A 15,318-nucleotide genomic window follows, 5' to 3' on the forward strand; every position below is an offset into this window, starting at 1 on the left:
TTAATTATTCTGAAAGCCCTTATCTTTGCAGTCCTTTTTGCGGAAAGTAGTGAAAGAGCTAGCAAAATATAACATAGACATATTTGGTCTGGAAGACAAAAGGTATGTCTACGACTTTGAATCCGGTGATGCATTCTTTGAAGAACTGCAGCAGGATGTCATCCAGCACGGTAGCTTTCGGGCTCAGGTGACACTGGATAAGTCGTCAACAATGGTGCAGCTACTGTTTGATATTACCGGAAGTGTAGTATTAACCTGTGACCGCACCCTGGATCCGTTCGATGAACCCATCGACACAGAGGGACGCATGATTCTTAAATTTGGGGACCATGACGAGGAGCTTACGGAGGAGATAGAGATTATTCACCGTAATACCAACCGAATCAACGTAGCCCGGTATATTTTTGATTTCATTGTGTTGTCTCTGCCTATGAAGCGCCTCCATCCGAGCATTCGCAACGAGGAGACCGGCGAAGAGGACGATGAGTTCGAAACACTGGTGTACAGTTCACACAGTGATAACGAGCCTGACGAAGAGGAGGCCACTCCCAATGATGATACAGAAGGAGAGGTAGACCCACGTTGGGAAGCATTGAAGAAATTAAGAGGAAAGTAATTATAAACGAACAATCATAAATTAGAGTATAGATCATGGCACATCCGAAACGGAGACATTCGAAGACCCGCCGCAATACCCGCAGAGCGCATGACTCACTGAGTGGTAAGCAGCTAGGTGTGGATTCTACAACAGGAGAAATCCACCAGCTACACCGCGCTCACGTACACGAGGGTAACCTTTACTACCGTGGCAAAATGGTAGTAGAAAATTACGCTAAGACGGTCTAATCCCGTTTGTTAGCACCTATGAATTTCGCAACAGCCTTATAAAAGTTGTTGCGAAATTCTTTTTTACTCCAACGCAACTGCTAATTTTACACCCACGATTTCCTTTTTTTAGCTTATTAAAAGAGTGTAAATGAAAATTGCAGTAGATGCTATGGGTGGCGATTTTGCCCCACAAGCAATAGTAGAAGGGGTAATAATGGCTACTTCCGAACTGCCTTCCGACGCACGTATCGTGCTGGTCGGTCGGGAAGGAATTATCCGCGAGATTTTCCAGAAGCATAATTTTGAGTCACCAGTGGTGGAGATTGTTCACGCTGAAGACGTAATAGAAATGGGCGAGCACCCCACGAAGGCGCTCTCACAGAAACCCAATTCCAGCATTGGAGTTGGGTTTAAGCTTTTAAAGGAAAAAGCCGTCGATATATTCTGTAGTGCCGGTAACACCGGAGCTATGACGGTAGGTGCTTTGTTCAGCATCCGGGCCATCGAGGGCATTATTCGTCCGGCCATTGCAGGCTATGTGCCTCAGATCAGTGGCAATCATACTATTATGCTGGATATTGGAGCCAATGCTGACTGTAAGCCCGAAACCCTGGCTCAGTTTGGTGAGATCGGATCCCTATACGCGCAGTATACCCTGAAGCTGGATCGCCCCCGTGTAGCCCTGATGAACATCGGTGAAGAGGAGCAGAAGGGCTCTCTGGTAGCCCAGGCAGCTTACCAGTTGCTGAAAGACAACAAACGCATCAACTTTATTGGCAACATTGAAGGGAAAGATCTCTTTGTAGACAAAGCTGACGTTATCGTGACGGATGGCTTTACGGGTAATGCTTTGTATAAGTTGGGAGAGTCGCTGTATGATCTTTCCAAAAAGCGGGGCTTCCAGGATGATTTTATTGATAAGACCAACTACGAAGCCATTGGTGGTAGCCCCATCATTGGTGTCAATGGAAACGTCATGATCGCTCATGGAATATCATCACCCATAGCCATCAAGAATATGATATCATGGGCCTACAAACAGGTGAAGGCCAACGCGTACGTACATATTACCCAGGCGCTGGCCTGAAAGTTGCCCAGTTGAAAGAGGGCTGTTTCGTCTACTGCGGTACAAGTCCCACCACACCCAAGATACATACGTTATTATTGTAATAAGTAGTGATTCCGGTCGCTGTCTGCTTTGTTGTAAGACAAGCCGATAAATTATTTGGATCAGGTACCTGAGTACCTGATCATATTCTCAGAGCCCGATATGGGTTTTGTAAAAGAATGTTAAATACCATGACCCACGTAAAAGCCTCTATTACAGGCGTACACGGATACGTTCCTGACTACATCCTGACTAATGCCGAGTTAGAACAAATGGTTGAGACCAACGATGAGTGGATCGTCAGCAGGACGGGCATCAAAGAAAGACGTATTCTGAAAGGGGAAGGTTTGGGAAGTTCTCACATGGGGGCTGAGGCAGTCAAAGGACTACTGGCCAAAACCAATACCCGTCCGGACGAAGTTGATCTGCTCATCTGTGCTACCACTACCCCCGACTATGTGTTTCCGTGTACCGCTAATCTGATATGCGATATGGTCGGAATACGCCAGACCGGAAGCTTTGATATTCAGGCCGCCTGCTCAGGATTTCTGTACGCCCTGACCATTGGCTCGCAGTTTGTCGAAACAGGTAAGTACAAAAAGATAGTGGTAGTGGGCGCGGATAAAATGTCGGCCATCACCGACTATACCGACCGCACTACCTGTATACTATTTGGCGATGGGGCCGGAGCTGTACTGCTTGAGCCTGGCGAGGATGGATTCGGGATACTGGACACCATCATCAGGTCGGATGGAGTGGGGCAGCCCTACCTGCATCAGAAAGCCGGAGGGAGCCGCTACCCACCCACCCACGAAACCATTGATAACCGCTGGCACTATGCCTACCAGGATGGTCCGCAGGTATTCAAATTTGCCGTGAAAAACATGGCCGATGTATCTGCTGAGATCATGGAGCGCAACCAGCTGCAGGGGGATGATGTAGCATGGCTGGTACCTCACCAGGCCAACCGCCGGATTATTGAGGCTACGGCTAACCGTATGGGAGTTGGTATGGATAAGGTCATGATGAACATCCACAAGTACGGCAACACCACCGCGGCTACCATTCCGTTGTGTCTGTGGGATTATGAATCACAGCTGAATAAGGGAGATAATCTGGTACTGGCAGCCTTTGGAGGCGGTTTTACCTGGGGATCCGCTTATGTGAAGTGGGCCTACGAAGGAGCCGCTCAGGACGGAGCTTCTGAAAATAATTGAACAATTACAGGGAAGAAAGCATTTGAATAGGGATAGTACGCTTACTATCAGCCCATTCAAACATTTTACAAACTATATTACTTATTAACTACTAGCATGGCAACGACTGCAGATATCCGTAATGGATTGGTGATTGAGTTCAATAACGATCTATATCAGATTATTGATTTTCAACACGTAAAGCCTGGTAAAGGCAACGCGTTCGTACGTACAAAGATCAAGAGCCTTACTTCCGGTAAAGTGTTGGATAATACCTTCTCATCGGGAGCTACTATCAACCCGGTGCGGGTAGAGCGTCATAAGTTTCAGTTTCTGTACAAGGATGAAGTAGGCTATAACTTCATGAATTCAGAAACATTCGAGCAGATACTGCTGGATGAGAAGCTTGTGGATGGAGCTAATCTGATGAAGGAAGGCCAGGAGGTAGAGATCCTGATGAATACCGAAAACGAAACCCCACTTACCTGCGAACTGCCTGCTTTTGTGGAGCTGGAGGTGACCTACGCCGAACCAGGTGTACGTGGCGATACCGCCAACTCTCCCAAAAAGCCAGTAGAAGTAGAAACCGGTGCTACTATCATGGTGCCTCTGTTTATTGAGCAGGGCCAGCGGATCAAAGTAGACACTCGTACCCTCGAATACGTAGAAAGGGTTAAATAATGATACAGTAGCATAAGGGAGGCTGTATAATGCGTATAGGCCTGAAATCTCTCTTGTTCTTGTCACTAAGGGTTTAAAATAACATTACATGGAAACCAACGAAATTCAGAAACTCATTGACTTCATTGCTCAGTCAGGGCTTGATGAGGTAAACATCGAAACAGCCGATCTTAAAATAAAAGTAAAGCGCTACGGTACGCCGGTAGTTGCAGCAGCACCGGCTCCGGTAGCCGCGGCTCCCGCTGCCATGGCCCCTGCTGCTCCTGCCCCCGCTGCTGCCTCTGCCCCCGTTGCTGCTGCGCCTGCCGCGTCAGACGAGTCCAGATATATTACGATCAAGTCGCCCATGATCGGTACCTTCTACCGTGCCTCCAGCCCCGAAGCTCCTGCTTTGGTCAGCGTAGGAGACGAGATCAAGCCCGGAAAGCCGGTATGCATCATCGAGGCAATGAAGCTGTTCAATGAGATTGAATCTGAAGTAGGTGGCCGTATCGTGAAGGTACTGGTTGAGAATGCTACTCCGGTGGAGTTTGATCAGCCGCTGTTCCTGGTAGAGCCAGTCTGACGGGCCCAGGCACCATCAGAAGCTGACTGCCTTAAAAGGCCCGGAACGGGAACAGGAGTAAGTAAAACAATTGGTCACTGATCAATGGCAACTGTTAATTGAAATAATCGTGTTTAAAAAAATACTTATAGCCAACCGAGGCGAAATAGCCCTGCGTATTATCCGGACGTGCCGCGAGATGGGCATCAAAACGGTAGCGGTTTATTCTACCGCCGACCGCGACAGCCTGCACGTTCGTTTTGCTGATGAGGCGGTATGTATCGGTCCGCCCGTAAGCCGACAGTCTTACCTGAATATTCCCAATATCATTTCAGCGGCCGAAGTGACTGGTGCCGACGCCATTCACCCCGGCTACGGATTCCTGTCCGAAAACGCTGAGTTCTCCCAGATATGCGCTGACTACGGCATCAAATTTATCGGTGCTACCGCTGCTCAGATCAACAGCATGGGTGATAAGGCTACGGCCAAGGCTACCATGCGTGCCGCCGGAGTACCCGTAGTACCCGGTTCGGAAGGCCTGCTCGACTCGATAGAGCAGGGTAAAGTGCTGGCAGCGGAAATGGGCTACCCCGTGATCCTGAAAGCAACTGCCGGTGGTGGTGGACGCGGTATGCGTATTGTTAACAAGCCCGACGAATTTGAGAAAGCTTGGAACGATGCCCGTACCGAGTCAGGAGCAGCATTCGGTAACGATGCGCTGTACCTGGAGAAGTTCGTGGAAGAGCCCCGCCACATCGAGATTCAGATCGTAGGAGACCAGTACGGCAAAGTGTGCCACCTGTCGGAGCGCGACTGTTCAATCCAGCGCCGTCACCAGAAACTGGTGGAAGAAACTCCCTCACCGATCATTACACCCGAGCTTCGGGAGCAAATGGGTGAAGCGGCCGTTAAGGGAGCCCAGTTTATCGGCTACGAAGGAGCCGGTACCATCGAGTTCCTGGTAGACAAGCACGGCAAGTTCTACTTCATGGAGATGAACACCCGTATTCAGGTAGAGCACCCCATTACCGAAGAGGTAACGGATTTTGACCTGATTAAGGAGCAGATCAAAGTAGCGGCCGGTGAGCCTATCTCAGGTCGTAACTATACGCCAAAGTTATTCTCGATGGAGTGCCGTATCAATGCCGAAGATCCGGCGAATGGTTTCCGTCCCAGCCCTGGTAAGATCACCAACCTGCACTTCCCCGGAGGTCACGGTGTACGGATCGACAGCCACGTATACAGCGGCTATACCATTCCACCTAACTACGACTCTATGATTGCCAAGCTGATCGTAACGGGTCAGTCGCGGGAGGAAGTAGTGACCCGTATGAAGCGCGCCCTGCAGGAATTTGTGATTGAAGGAATCAAAACTACCATTCCTTTCCATATCAAGCTCATGGACGACCCGGGCTTCCGCTCGGGTAACTTCACCACCAAGTACCTCGAAAGCTTCGATTTCAGCGGTTTATAATTAGTACTGCTGTCATACTCTCATACCAGCCGGACCTCCCAGGTCCGGCTTTTTTTGTATCGTTGTAGGTACCTCCGGCATGCAGGCGCTGAAAGACTAATAGCACCGGACGGTACCTAAACTTGCCTGCCGCTCCACGGGTAAATCGTCCCGGATTTCCTCTTTACTACTCTACACGAAGCGCTCCTGCTTCTCTACCTAAACCTTACTATCTGGATGAATGTACTGCACTGGACAGACTACCTTGTCTTCTTTCTATATTTCATAGGAGTAAGTACCTACGGCTATTGGGTGTATCAGCGGAAAAAGAGTAAGGAGGTCAATACCAAAGACTTCTTTCTGGCCGAGGGTTCGCTGACCTGGTGGGCTATCGGTGCTTCGCTCATTGCTTCCAACATTTCGGCCGAGCATTTTATAGGTATGTCGGGTTCTGGCTTTGCGATGGGGCTGGCCATATCGTCGTACGAGTGGATGTCGGCGGCGGCGCTGGTCGTGGTGGCGGTGTTTTTTATACCAGTGTACCTCCGCAACAAGATATACACCATGCCTCAGCTGCTTTCGCAGCGCTACAATAATACCGTAAGTACCATCATGGCGGTATTCTGGCTGTTGCTCTACATCTTCGTTAACCTTACCTCTATCCTGTACCTGGGAGCGCTGGCCGTCGAGACCATCTCGGGCATCCCGTTTCTGTACTGCATGGTAGGGCTGGCGCTGTTTGCCATCTTTATTACCCTGGGAGGGATGAAGGTAATCGGCTATACCGATGTGGTGCAGGTAGTGGTGCTGACACTAGGCGGACTGGTAGTTACGTACCTGGCTCTGAATATGGTGTCGGATGAATTTGGCGGACAGGGGGCATGGGACGGCCTGGGCATACTCCGTCAGGAGGCCGATACGCATTTTCACATGATCTTTGACGAACGACATAAGTACTACTACGAGCTGCCCGGCCTGTCTATCCTGATCGGAGGTATGTGGATCAATAACCTGAACTACTGGGGCTGCAATCAGTATATTATCCAGCGGGCACTGGGCGCCGACCTGCACACGGCCCGGACGGGTATCCTGTTTGCGGCTTTTCTGAAGCTCCTGATCCCGATCATCGTAGTGATACCGGGTATCGCGGCCTATGTACTGTACCAGAACGGGTACTTTCAGCAGGAGATGCTCGATGCGGCCGGTATTGTCAAGCCTGATCACGCGTACCCTACGCTCATGAACCTGCTGCCACAGGGGCTGAAAGGCCTGGCCTTCGCGGCACTGACGGCCGCTATTGTGGCCTCACTGGCCGGAAAATGTAATAGTATCTCCACCATCTTCAGTCTGGATATTTACCAGAAGTTCTTTGACAAAGACGCCTCCGAGCGTAAAATCGTGTGGGTCGGTAGGCTGGCCGTGTGGGGAGCTTTTGCGATTGCGCTGGCTATCACTCCGCAGCTCCGGCGTCTCGAGCAAGCCTACCAGTTTATTCAGGAGTACTCCAACTACATCACGCCGGGTGCCTTTGCCCTGTTTTTCCTGGGGATGTTCTGGAAGCGGACTACTTCGCTGGCGGCCATGTGGGCGGCTTTCCTGACGCTACCTTTGTCTATTTTGTTCAAATCTATGCCCACGGTACTTAATGCCCTGTTCGGCGTGCAGATTAATCCCATCCCCTTCCTGGACCGTACGCTGTGGGTGTTTTGTATCCTGGTCGTGCTTATGGTAGGCATATCATTGGCTAAGCGGGAGGATCAGCCGGAAGACAAGGTACTTGTGGTGAAGCCCAGTATGTTCCGGGTGTCGCCCTCATTCGTAGTACTGTCCATCCTGATCGGAGGGGTACTTACGGCGTTGTATACGGTATTCTGGTAGGGAGTACCTCTACCCCGGCTGGACTGGTTGAGTGAACGGCAATATCAGTTTATGGCTATTTTTTCGTTAGTAGTTTATAGAGTAGGGGTAAAGCCTCCTTCGATTGTCTTAGAACCATAACTAACGTAACCTGCCATGAAAAACCTGCGATCTATATCCTTGTGGGCTATTCTGCTACTGCTGGGAAGCTTTGCCACTTCCTGCGTATATCATAATCACCCGCCCCGCCGCTACGACTACGGCTATCGTATGCCGCCGCCACCGCCACGGGTTATCGTGGTGCATCCGGGACCACCGCCCGCACGGGTAATATACCGGGATCATCCTGGAAATAATGGTCGTAGATACGGTCATTACAAGAAGGGACGCTATGACAACGGACGCCGTAACTATGAGTACGACGACAGACAGCTCCGCAGCAACCGTAACTACGATCAGAACCGGCGCTATAATGAGAGTGCCCGCCGTGACCGCTCACGTGGCCCACGCTGATAGAGCAGAATGTAATCTTAGAGTTCAATTTCAGATACTACCAGGAATGGCTGCCTACCGGGCAGCCATTTTTGCTGATTATATAGGGGAAAAGGTAGTTACTAACCGCAGTGGAACATTTTCTGCCTCACTTAGTTAATTATAATCAGTAATTTGTCTGTGATCCAGGCTTTTGCCTATATTTACAGAATCACCAGTATCGGCTTATTCCTATGAAAACTTCTGAATTGAACGAAAACGAACCGCTGCAAAGCCTTGACCAGTGGGAGGATGATCTTCTGGAACGCTATCCGGAGCCTTTCACCAAAGCCAAAGAAGAGTACCGTAACTACGATACGCCGGAGCGGGACACGGTGCGGGAGTTTTACAGACTTAACCACCGCTACCAGACCTACGATTTTGTGCTGGAAAAGGAGCGGGAGTTTCTGAAGTTTGACAAGAAGGAAATGCCGGTATGGGCGGCTTTTGACTTCCTGAATACGCTGGTGGATGATTCGGACCCGGATACCGATCTGGATCAGCTTCAGCACCTGCTGCAAACATCCGAAGCCATCCGGGCCGACGGCCATCCCGACTGGTTTGTACTGGTGGGTCTGGTACATGACCTGGGCAAGGTACTGTGTCTGTTTGGTGAGCCGCAGTGGGCCGTGGTGGGTGATACCTTCCCGGTAGGTTGCGCGCACTCGGATAAGATCGTGTACCCCGAGTACTTCAAGGATAACCCGGATACCTACGACGAGCGCTACAACACCAAGTACGGCGTGTACGAGCCGAACTGCGGCCTGCGCAATGTACATATGTCGTGGGGGCACGATGAGTATATCTACCAGATGATGAAGGATTATATTCCCGAAGAGGGATTGTACATGCTGCGCTACCACTCGTTCTACTCACAGCACCGTGAGCACGCCTATGAGCACCTGATGGATGAGCACGATCATGAGATGTTCAAATGGGTAGATAAATTTAACCCGTACGACCTGTACTCCAAATCGCCCGTTGCCCCCAACTGGCAGGAACTGCGCTCTTACTACGAGAATCTGGTAGCCAAGTACCTGCCTACTACACTGCGTTTCTAGGTAGTTAGATATCAGGCGTTAGCTACTAGCTTATTGAGATCTAATTTATGAAGTATACACATTTTAAGAGCGGCCGCTGGTACCATTCAGCGGCCGCTCTTGTTTTGCTGTACTATTCAGATAGAAGTACCTTCGCGGCTTGCAAATAAGGTACTTAGCCTTTTTGTTTGCAGGTAATTAGCACTATCCTCTTCTTCCTGGCCTATGCTTGCTGTTTCCATTGTATTATATCTCCTGCTCAACCTGGGTATAGGTATGTGGGCGTCGCGCCGGGTATCTACCACTAAAGACTTTATCCTGGCGGGGCGTAGCCTGCCGCTGGTACTGGCGGCATCCGCGACCTTTGCTACCTGGTTTGGCTCGGAGACCATCATGGGAGCACCCGGTGAATTCATCAAGAATGGAGTACTGGGCATTATTGAAGATCCTTTCGGGGCAGCACTGTGTCTGTTTCTGGTGGGTATCTTCTTTGCGCGCCGCTTCTATCAGATGAACATCATCACCTTCTGCGATTTTTTCAGGCTTCGCTTCGGTCGCTCGGCCGAGCTGCTTTCGGCGCTACTGATCATACCTTCTTATTTTAGCTGGATAGCCGCGCAATTGATAGCCATGGGTATTGTACTGAAGATAGTACTGGGTTGGTCGCTGACGGACTGTATCCTGCTAAGCTCAGTAATTGTAATTCTGTATACGCTGATGGGTGGTATGTGGTCCATTTCCATTACAGACTTCGTGCAGACCATGATGATCATTGCCGGGCTCGTATTTGTATCGGTCGTACTGTACCAGAAGGCGGGCGGCTTTGGTCCCATCATCAATCAGATGCCCGATGGCTTCTTCCGCTTTTACCCCGATTGGACCTTTAAGAGTGGGGTAGAGTACTTTGCCGCCTGGATTACAATCGGATTGGGCTCCATTCCGCAGCAGGATGTATTTCAGCGGGTGATGGCAGCCAAGTCAGCGGATGTATCGGTGAAGGCGTCGCTGCTATCTTCATTCATGTACCTTACTATTGCTCTTCTTCCCCTGTTCATTGGCTTGTGCGGACACCTGCTGTACCCCGAGCTGGAGAAGGACTCGCAGATGATCATTCCGAATATGGTGCTGCTACACACCGGGCTGCCCTTACAGATTCTGTTCTTTGGTGCCCTGGTATCAGCCATCCTGAGTACTACCAGCAGCGCTATACTGGCTCCGGCGGCCGTACTAGGTGAGAATATCGTCAAGTTCTTCCGTCCCGACCTGTCTGACCGTCAGTTGCTACTCGTCATAAGGGTAGGTATTCTGGCGATCACAGTAGTCTGTATCGTCATGGCTACCACGCGGGAAAGTATATTTGAGCTGGTCAGTGAATCATCGGCTTTCAGCCTGGTATCGCTGTTTGTGCCTCTGGCGGCAGGGCTGTACTGGCAGCGGGCTAATCAGCTGGGATGCCTCCTTTCCATGAGTGTGGGGCTGGTGGTGTGGCTGGCGTGTATGTGGCTGGAAACGGAGTACCCGCCTATGATCTACGGGCTGCTGGCCAGTATAGCGGGTATGGTCGTGGGGATTGCTTTCGGTGATCCGGCGGTGAAGCAGGATCCGCTTGTGAAGAATAAAGAGGCATTACATTAGCTTTTTGTATACGGGTTCTTTTACTAAAAATTCACATGGAAAAAGAACCTCACTCTTTGTGGTCTATATCCCGTCGTGGCTTCATGAAGTCATCGGTAGGTCTGGCCGTGGCTCCGCTCTTTGGGGCCGATTCCAATCCATTTGAGGCGCCCCCTCTTGTATCCCCAACCCCAACTTCTATGCTGGCTCCAGACCCTTCACAAAGTATTATTGGTAACTACGGAAGTTGGGCCGCAAGCTTACGGCCTAACCCGCCCTCGCTGTCCCTGCGGGCTACACCCAAGAAGAAGCTGAGCGTCTGGAAAAAAGAGGCGGTAGCTAAGGTGAAAGAGCTGGTAGCGAGTCCGCCGATCAGCCAGGTACCTGCGGTGACTGTGGTGAAGAAGTATGTATACGATGGCCTGGAAATAGAAGAACTAGCGTGGCAGCTACCCTATGGCCGACCTACCAAAGCCTTACTCCTGAAACCCGAAGGTACTCAGAAGCCCCTGCCTGCCATTCTGGCTCTGCACGACCATAGCGGAGAAAAGTACTACGGCTACGCCAAAATCACCCGCACCTCCGACCAGCAGGATCCCCACATGCGCGAGCATCAGGCGGGCTACTACCAGGGTCGGGCCTGGGCCAATGAAGTAGCCAAGCGCGGCTACGTGGTGCTGGTCCCCGATGCTTTTCTGTTTGGTAGCCGCCGGGCTTACTACGAAGATGTGGCAGGAATCGGTTGGGGAATGCCTAAGACCGGGGCAAAAAGTGACGCGGAGATTACTACGCAGGAAGAAATAGATGCCTACAACGCCTGGTCGTCCAGTCACGAACACATCGTGTCCAAGTCGTTGTTTTGTGCCGGAACTACCTGGCCGGGCGTAGTACTAGCCGAGGACCAGGTGGCGCTATCCGTCCTGAGCCAACGGGCCGATGTAGACCCTAAGCGCCTGGGCTGTGCCGGGCTATCGGGCGGCGGGCTGCGGACGGTGTACCTGGCGGGACTTGACGGGCGGATCAAATGCGCGGTGAGTGTGGGATTTATGTCGACCTGGAATGATTTCCTGCTCCACAAAGCCTATACCCATACCTGGATGACGTACACACCGCTACTGCCCAACTACCTGGAGTTCCCTGAGGTGCTCGGACTGCGCGCACCCCTGCCCGTGATGGTACAAAGCAACAACCAGGACCGGCTGTTTACAGGGGCCGAAATGCAGAAAGCCGACGCTATTCTGCGCGAAGTATATACGCTGGCCGGCGCGGGCGATGCCTATCAGGGCCGGTTCTACGACGGCGACCATAAGTTTGACATCGCCATGCAGGCTGATGCCTTCGCGTGGTTTGACAGATGGCTATCTTAATGGAGCGATATAGCAGATGATTTACCCACCAACCAGCACGACCTTACTGGTACCATCGGTACCTTTCTCTACCTGAATCTGTACCGGAATCCGGTCTTTCATCTCGTGGCGGTGTGAGATCACGCCTACAATCTTCTGACTATCGCTTTGGAGTCTTTCCAGCGTACCCAGTGCTATCTCAAGCGAGTCAGGGTCGAGTGTACCAAACCCCTCATCAATGAACAGGCTCTCAATGCGGACGTTGCGGGAAGCCAGGTCAGATAGCGCCAGCGCCAGGGCTAGACTAATCGTAAAGGTTTCACCTCCGGATAGGGTAGTGACGGCCCGGGGCGTATTGCCCTGGTAGGTATCCAGCACGAAGAGGCTGTCGGCGTCGTTGTGCGGCTTGTCCAGAATGTACCGGTCCGACAGCAGGCGGAGGCGCAGGTTGGCCAGGCCAATCAGGTTGCTGAGAGTAAGGCTCTGGGCGTAGTTGCTGAAAGCATTTCCGGTGGCATCGCCGATGTACTTTTTGAGCAGTTCCCATTTACGACGCTGACGACGCAGGACGTCCAGTTCGCTTTGCAGGTGAGCAAAGCGCTGGATGTTATGTTCGTTGTTGCGGAGCTGCTCCGCGTAGGTAGCCGCCTCGCCCAGGTACTGGTCGCGGAGCTTGCGGTACTTTTCTACATTGGTTACCAGGTCTTCGGCCGCTACGTCCGATACTTTGCGCAACTTATTTTTAGCGATCAGATCTTCATGGAGCGTTTTCTCCTGCGTATCCAGCTGCTTTCGACGGTCATTAAGTCCATCGTACTGCTGCTTCAGTCGCTGGTACTCCTGGGGCGGTAGCAGGCGTGAACTGGCCTCCTCCACGGTAGCGATACCTACCTCCTGCAGATTGCTCAGTAGGGTACCCTGTAGTACCTGTACAGCCTGTTCCGTTTCAGTAGTTTGTTTCTGATTGGTGAGGGCGGCTTCTTCGGTAGTACGGGTGGCGTTGTCCCAGGTCATCCAGCGGTGCCGGAGGCGGTTGGCGTCGGCCTGTACGTCTTCACCCGCGTATCGCTTGCGGAGTACTTCCTGCTGCTTGCTGACCTGCTCGCGGTAATGGACGAGCTGCGTGAAGTGCTGCCGCAAGCGGAGGATGGTTTCGGCGGTTTCGCGGGCCTGTACCCATGCCCGTATTTTGGACTTTTTGATATCGGCTTGCTCTCTTTGCTCTTTGATCTGTACTTCTATTGTTTCCGGATCAGCTTTGGCCGCTAGATTTAGGCGGGTCAGGTACTCATTGACCTTGGCATCCGCCTCTTTGTATTGTTCCCGTAAGGCGAGTAGTTCCGGCGTCAGGGTGGCTACCTGGGCCTGGGCTGCCTTGAGGGTTGCAGCCAGCTCTCTTTCCCGCTTTTGCAGGTCCTTTTGTTCCTGCTCGGTGGCTTTGATGCTCTCTTGCAGGTGGAGCAGGTTATTGACGTACTCATGAACAAAGGGATGGTGAGTGGAGCCACACAGCGGACACTCTTCGCCTGCTTTGAGCTGCTTACGTTGTTCATCCAGCCGGTCACGGGTGAGTTCGCGGTCGCGTTGTTCGCGGAGCTGCGTGATCTTTTGCGATATTTTTTCCAGCTCTTCCCCTAGCTGCGCCAATTGCGGAGTAGCTTCCTGCACTATCTGCTGCGCCTGCGCCAGTTTGGTTTTCCGGCTGCTGCCTTCTTCACCTACTGACCGGCGCCGCACCAGCGCATTAGTAAGCTCAATCATTTCTTTCTCCTGCTCATTGAGCGCATGGAGTTCGGTATCCGCATCGAAGCCGGTGGGAAAGTAAGAAAGTACGGCCTGCTGTTTACTTTCTTCGGCGGCCAGTATACTCTGTGACTCCTCGATGTTGCGGAAGGGGAGCTTCTGGATAAAGGGGAAACGCGATCCAGCTACCTCGTTCTGCAGGGTAGTCATGAGCGGCGACGCCTGCGCCCGTAGTTCTTTTATCTTAGTGGTGAGAGCCTGAATCTGGTTCTCAAAACTATCTACTTCTTTCAAGAAAGCGTCCTGTACTACGGCTACGCCCACCATACCGGCCGCTTCCTCCAGCAACTTTATACGCTCGGCGGCTAGTTGTTCACGCCGCACTGCCAGCTCCCGGGCCTGTTGTTGTAGTTTCTCGAGTGTCTGCTGCTTTTCCCGTAGCAGGCTCAGGTCACCCGCAAAGGTACTTACAGACTCGTGCTGACGCAGGCGCTCCACCGTGGGAGCAAAGGCCTCAATCTGCTGCTGTAGGGCTACTTTATCCTGACCGAGCCTTTCCAGCCGGTTTTGCAGGTTCTGACACTCCTCCCATAGGCGCTTTTCGGTATCCCAGTAGGTAAACTGGCCTTCGGCTACCGTTTTCTCCTGCTCGGCCAGCTTACGCTTTTGTTCCAGTTCCCCGATCTGCTCCTTCGAGAGTAGCTGCACCCCGTTCATCTCGGCCTCTTTGAGGCGGAGCTTCTCTCCCCACGTTTTGTCCTTTTCGAAGGCGGCAGCGCCCAGTGAGCGGTAAATGTGAGTACCCGTAATATCTTCCAGCAGCTTTCCGCGGGTATTCCTGTCCGCTTTCAGAAACTCCGCAAAGCTACCCTGCGCCAGAATGATGGACTTCACAAACTGCTCGTACTTGAGGCCGATGATCTGGGCATTGACCTCCGGGTAGTCCGTGAGTTTCTTTACGTCCAGGAGCTTGCCCTCCGGCAGCTCCGCGATCTCCATCTGGTAGTTGTTCCAGTTGCCGTTGCGGTTTTTGGCAATAGACCAGCGGGAGCGGTACTGCTTGCCCCGGGCCTCGTACTCTACCTCGGCGTAGGCTTCGCTTTTGGGCTCATCGGCGGCTTTCATATTCACCACCGAGCCCTGCTTGTCTATTTCTGTTTTGGAGATAGTGCGACCCAGTCGGGGTACTTCATTGTACAACGCCAGCGTAATGACATCCAGCAGGGTAGACTTACCCGCACCCGTCGGACCGGATATAATAAACAGGCCCGTCGATGACAGGGGAGAGCCCGAAAAATCAATGGCCGGATGCTCGCCGTAAAAGCTATTTATATTTTTAAATCGTATGCGGAGGATTTTCATGCTCGGTGGATTATG

13 protein-coding genes are annotated in these 15,318 nt (G+C 51.9%); 12 read left to right on the top strand and 1 reads right to left on the bottom strand.

Annotated elements, in window-relative coordinates:
* The first annotated feature begins 49 nt into the window (after window positions 1-49).
* From JTN23_RS03760 to JTN23_RS03815, 12 genes are all read left to right on the top strand, one after another.
* Entirely contained in the window at window positions 50-616 is a 567-nt protein-coding gene (locus tag JTN23_RS03760; protein WP_247232500.1) for a YceD family protein, read from the top strand.
* Window positions 617-651: 35 nt separating this feature from the next.
* A complete protein-coding gene (gene rpmF / locus JTN23_RS03765; RefSeq protein ID WP_247232501.1) occupies window positions 652-846 on the top strand; it encodes a 50S ribosomal protein L32 in 195 nt (64 codons plus the stop codon).
* Window positions 847-976: 130 nt separating this feature from the next.
* Window positions 977-1,915 carry a phosphate acyltransferase PlsX gene (gene plsX, locus JTN23_RS03770; RefSeq protein WP_247232503.1) on the top strand — a complete coding sequence of 313 codons (939 nt, stop codon included), beginning with the start codon at window positions 977-979 and terminating at the stop codon, window positions 1,913-1,915.
* Window positions 1,916-2,127: 212 nt separating this feature from the next.
* Complete coding sequence (locus tag JTN23_RS03775; RefSeq protein WP_247232505.1) at window positions 2,128-3,153, top strand: beta-ketoacyl-ACP synthase III; 1,026 nt, start codon at window positions 2,128-2,130, stop codon at window positions 3,151-3,153.
* Window positions 3,154-3,249: 96 nt separating this feature from the next.
* Window positions 3,250-3,813: an elongation factor P gene (gene efp, locus JTN23_RS03780; protein ID WP_247232507.1), complete on the top strand. Its 564-nt coding sequence runs from the start codon at window positions 3,250-3,252 to the stop codon at window positions 3,811-3,813.
* Window positions 3,814-3,901: 88 nt separating this feature from the next.
* Window positions 3,902-4,378 carry an acetyl-CoA carboxylase biotin carboxyl carrier protein gene (gene accB, locus JTN23_RS03785; protein ID WP_247232508.1) on the top strand — a complete coding sequence of 159 codons (477 nt, stop codon included), beginning with the start codon at window positions 3,902-3,904 and terminating at the stop codon, window positions 4,376-4,378.
* Window positions 4,379-4,487: 109 nt separating this feature from the next.
* The gene (gene accC / locus JTN23_RS03790; RefSeq protein WP_247232509.1) at window positions 4,488-5,831 is read left to right on the top strand and encodes an acetyl-CoA carboxylase biotin carboxylase subunit; all 1,344 of its coding nucleotides are present in this window, start codon (window positions 4,488-4,490) and stop codon (window positions 5,829-5,831) included.
* Between the two features lie 216 nt (window positions 5,832-6,047).
* The gene (locus JTN23_RS03795; protein ID WP_247232510.1) at window positions 6,048-7,688 is read left to right on the top strand and encodes a sodium:solute symporter family transporter; all 1,641 of its coding nucleotides are present in this window, start codon (window positions 6,048-6,050) and stop codon (window positions 7,686-7,688) included.
* 135 nt (window positions 7,689-7,823) lie between these two features.
* Entirely contained in the window at window positions 7,824-8,180 is a 357-nt protein-coding gene (locus JTN23_RS03800) for a hypothetical protein (protein WP_247232511.1), read from the top strand.
* A gap of 212 nt (window positions 8,181-8,392) precedes the next feature.
* On the top strand, window positions 8,393-9,259 hold the full coding sequence (locus JTN23_RS03805) for an inositol oxygenase (RefSeq protein ID WP_247232512.1): 867 nt from the start codon (window positions 8,393-8,395) through the stop codon (window positions 9,257-9,259).
* Window positions 9,260-9,463: 204 nt separating this feature from the next.
* Window positions 9,464-10,873, top strand: a complete 1,410-nt coding sequence (locus JTN23_RS03810) for a high affinity choline transporter 1 (protein ID WP_247232513.1) — start codon at window positions 9,464-9,466, stop codon at window positions 10,871-10,873.
* Window positions 10,874-10,908: 35 nt separating this feature from the next.
* Window positions 10,909-12,219, top strand: coding sequence for a dienelactone hydrolase family protein (locus JTN23_RS03815; RefSeq protein ID WP_247232514.1), 1,311 nt, complete (start codon window positions 10,909-10,911; stop codon window positions 12,217-12,219).
* A 21-nt stretch (window positions 12,220-12,240) separates the two neighbouring features.
* On the opposite strand, the gene JTN23_RS03820 is transcribed toward JTN23_RS03815, so the two are convergent.
* Window positions 12,241-15,303: an AAA family ATPase gene (locus JTN23_RS03820; protein WP_247232516.1), complete on the bottom strand. Its 3,063-nt coding sequence runs from the start codon at window positions 15,301-15,303 to the stop codon at window positions 12,241-12,243.
* Window positions 15,304-15,318 lie beyond the last annotated feature (15 nt).

Source organism: Telluribacter roseus (assembly GCF_017355915.2).
GTDB lineage: Bacteria > Bacteroidota > Bacteroidia > Cytophagales > Spirosomataceae > Telluribacter.

What these genes read in the sequence shown, in the direction of transcription:
- efp (WP_247232507.1), top strand. Translation starts at nt 3,250, where the DNA reads ATGGCAACGACTGCAGATATCCGTAATGGATTGGTGATTGAGTTCAAT.
- JTN23_RS03815 (WP_247232514.1), top strand. Translation starts at nt 10,909, where the DNA reads ATGGAAAAAGAACCTCACTCTTTGTGGTCTATATCCCGTCGTGGCTTC.
- JTN23_RS03810 (WP_247232513.1), top strand. Translation starts at nt 9,464, where the DNA reads ATGCTTGCTGTTTCCATTGTATTATATCTCCTGCTCAACCTGGGTATA.
- JTN23_RS03795 (WP_247232510.1), top strand. Translation starts at nt 6,048, where the DNA reads ATGAATGTACTGCACTGGACAGACTACCTTGTCTTCTTTCTATATTTC.
- accB (WP_247232508.1), top strand. Translation starts at nt 3,902, where the DNA reads ATGGAAACCAACGAAATTCAGAAACTCATTGACTTCATTGCTCAGTCA.
- JTN23_RS03820 (WP_247232516.1), bottom strand. Translation starts at nt 15,303, where the DNA reads ATGAAAATCCTCCGCATACGATTTAAAAATATAAATAGCTTTTACGGC.
- plsX (WP_247232503.1), top strand. Translation starts at nt 977, where the DNA reads ATGAAAATTGCAGTAGATGCTATGGGTGGCGATTTTGCCCCACAAGCA.
- JTN23_RS03775 (WP_247232505.1), top strand. Translation starts at nt 2,128, where the DNA reads ATGACCCACGTAAAAGCCTCTATTACAGGCGTACACGGATACGTTCCT.
- JTN23_RS03800 (WP_247232511.1), top strand. Translation starts at nt 7,824, where the DNA reads ATGAAAAACCTGCGATCTATATCCTTGTGGGCTATTCTGCTACTGCTG.
- JTN23_RS03805 (WP_247232512.1), top strand. Translation starts at nt 8,393, where the DNA reads ATGAAAACTTCTGAATTGAACGAAAACGAACCGCTGCAAAGCCTTGAC.
- rpmF (WP_247232501.1), top strand. Translation starts at nt 652, where the DNA reads ATGGCACATCCGAAACGGAGACATTCGAAGACCCGCCGCAATACCCGC.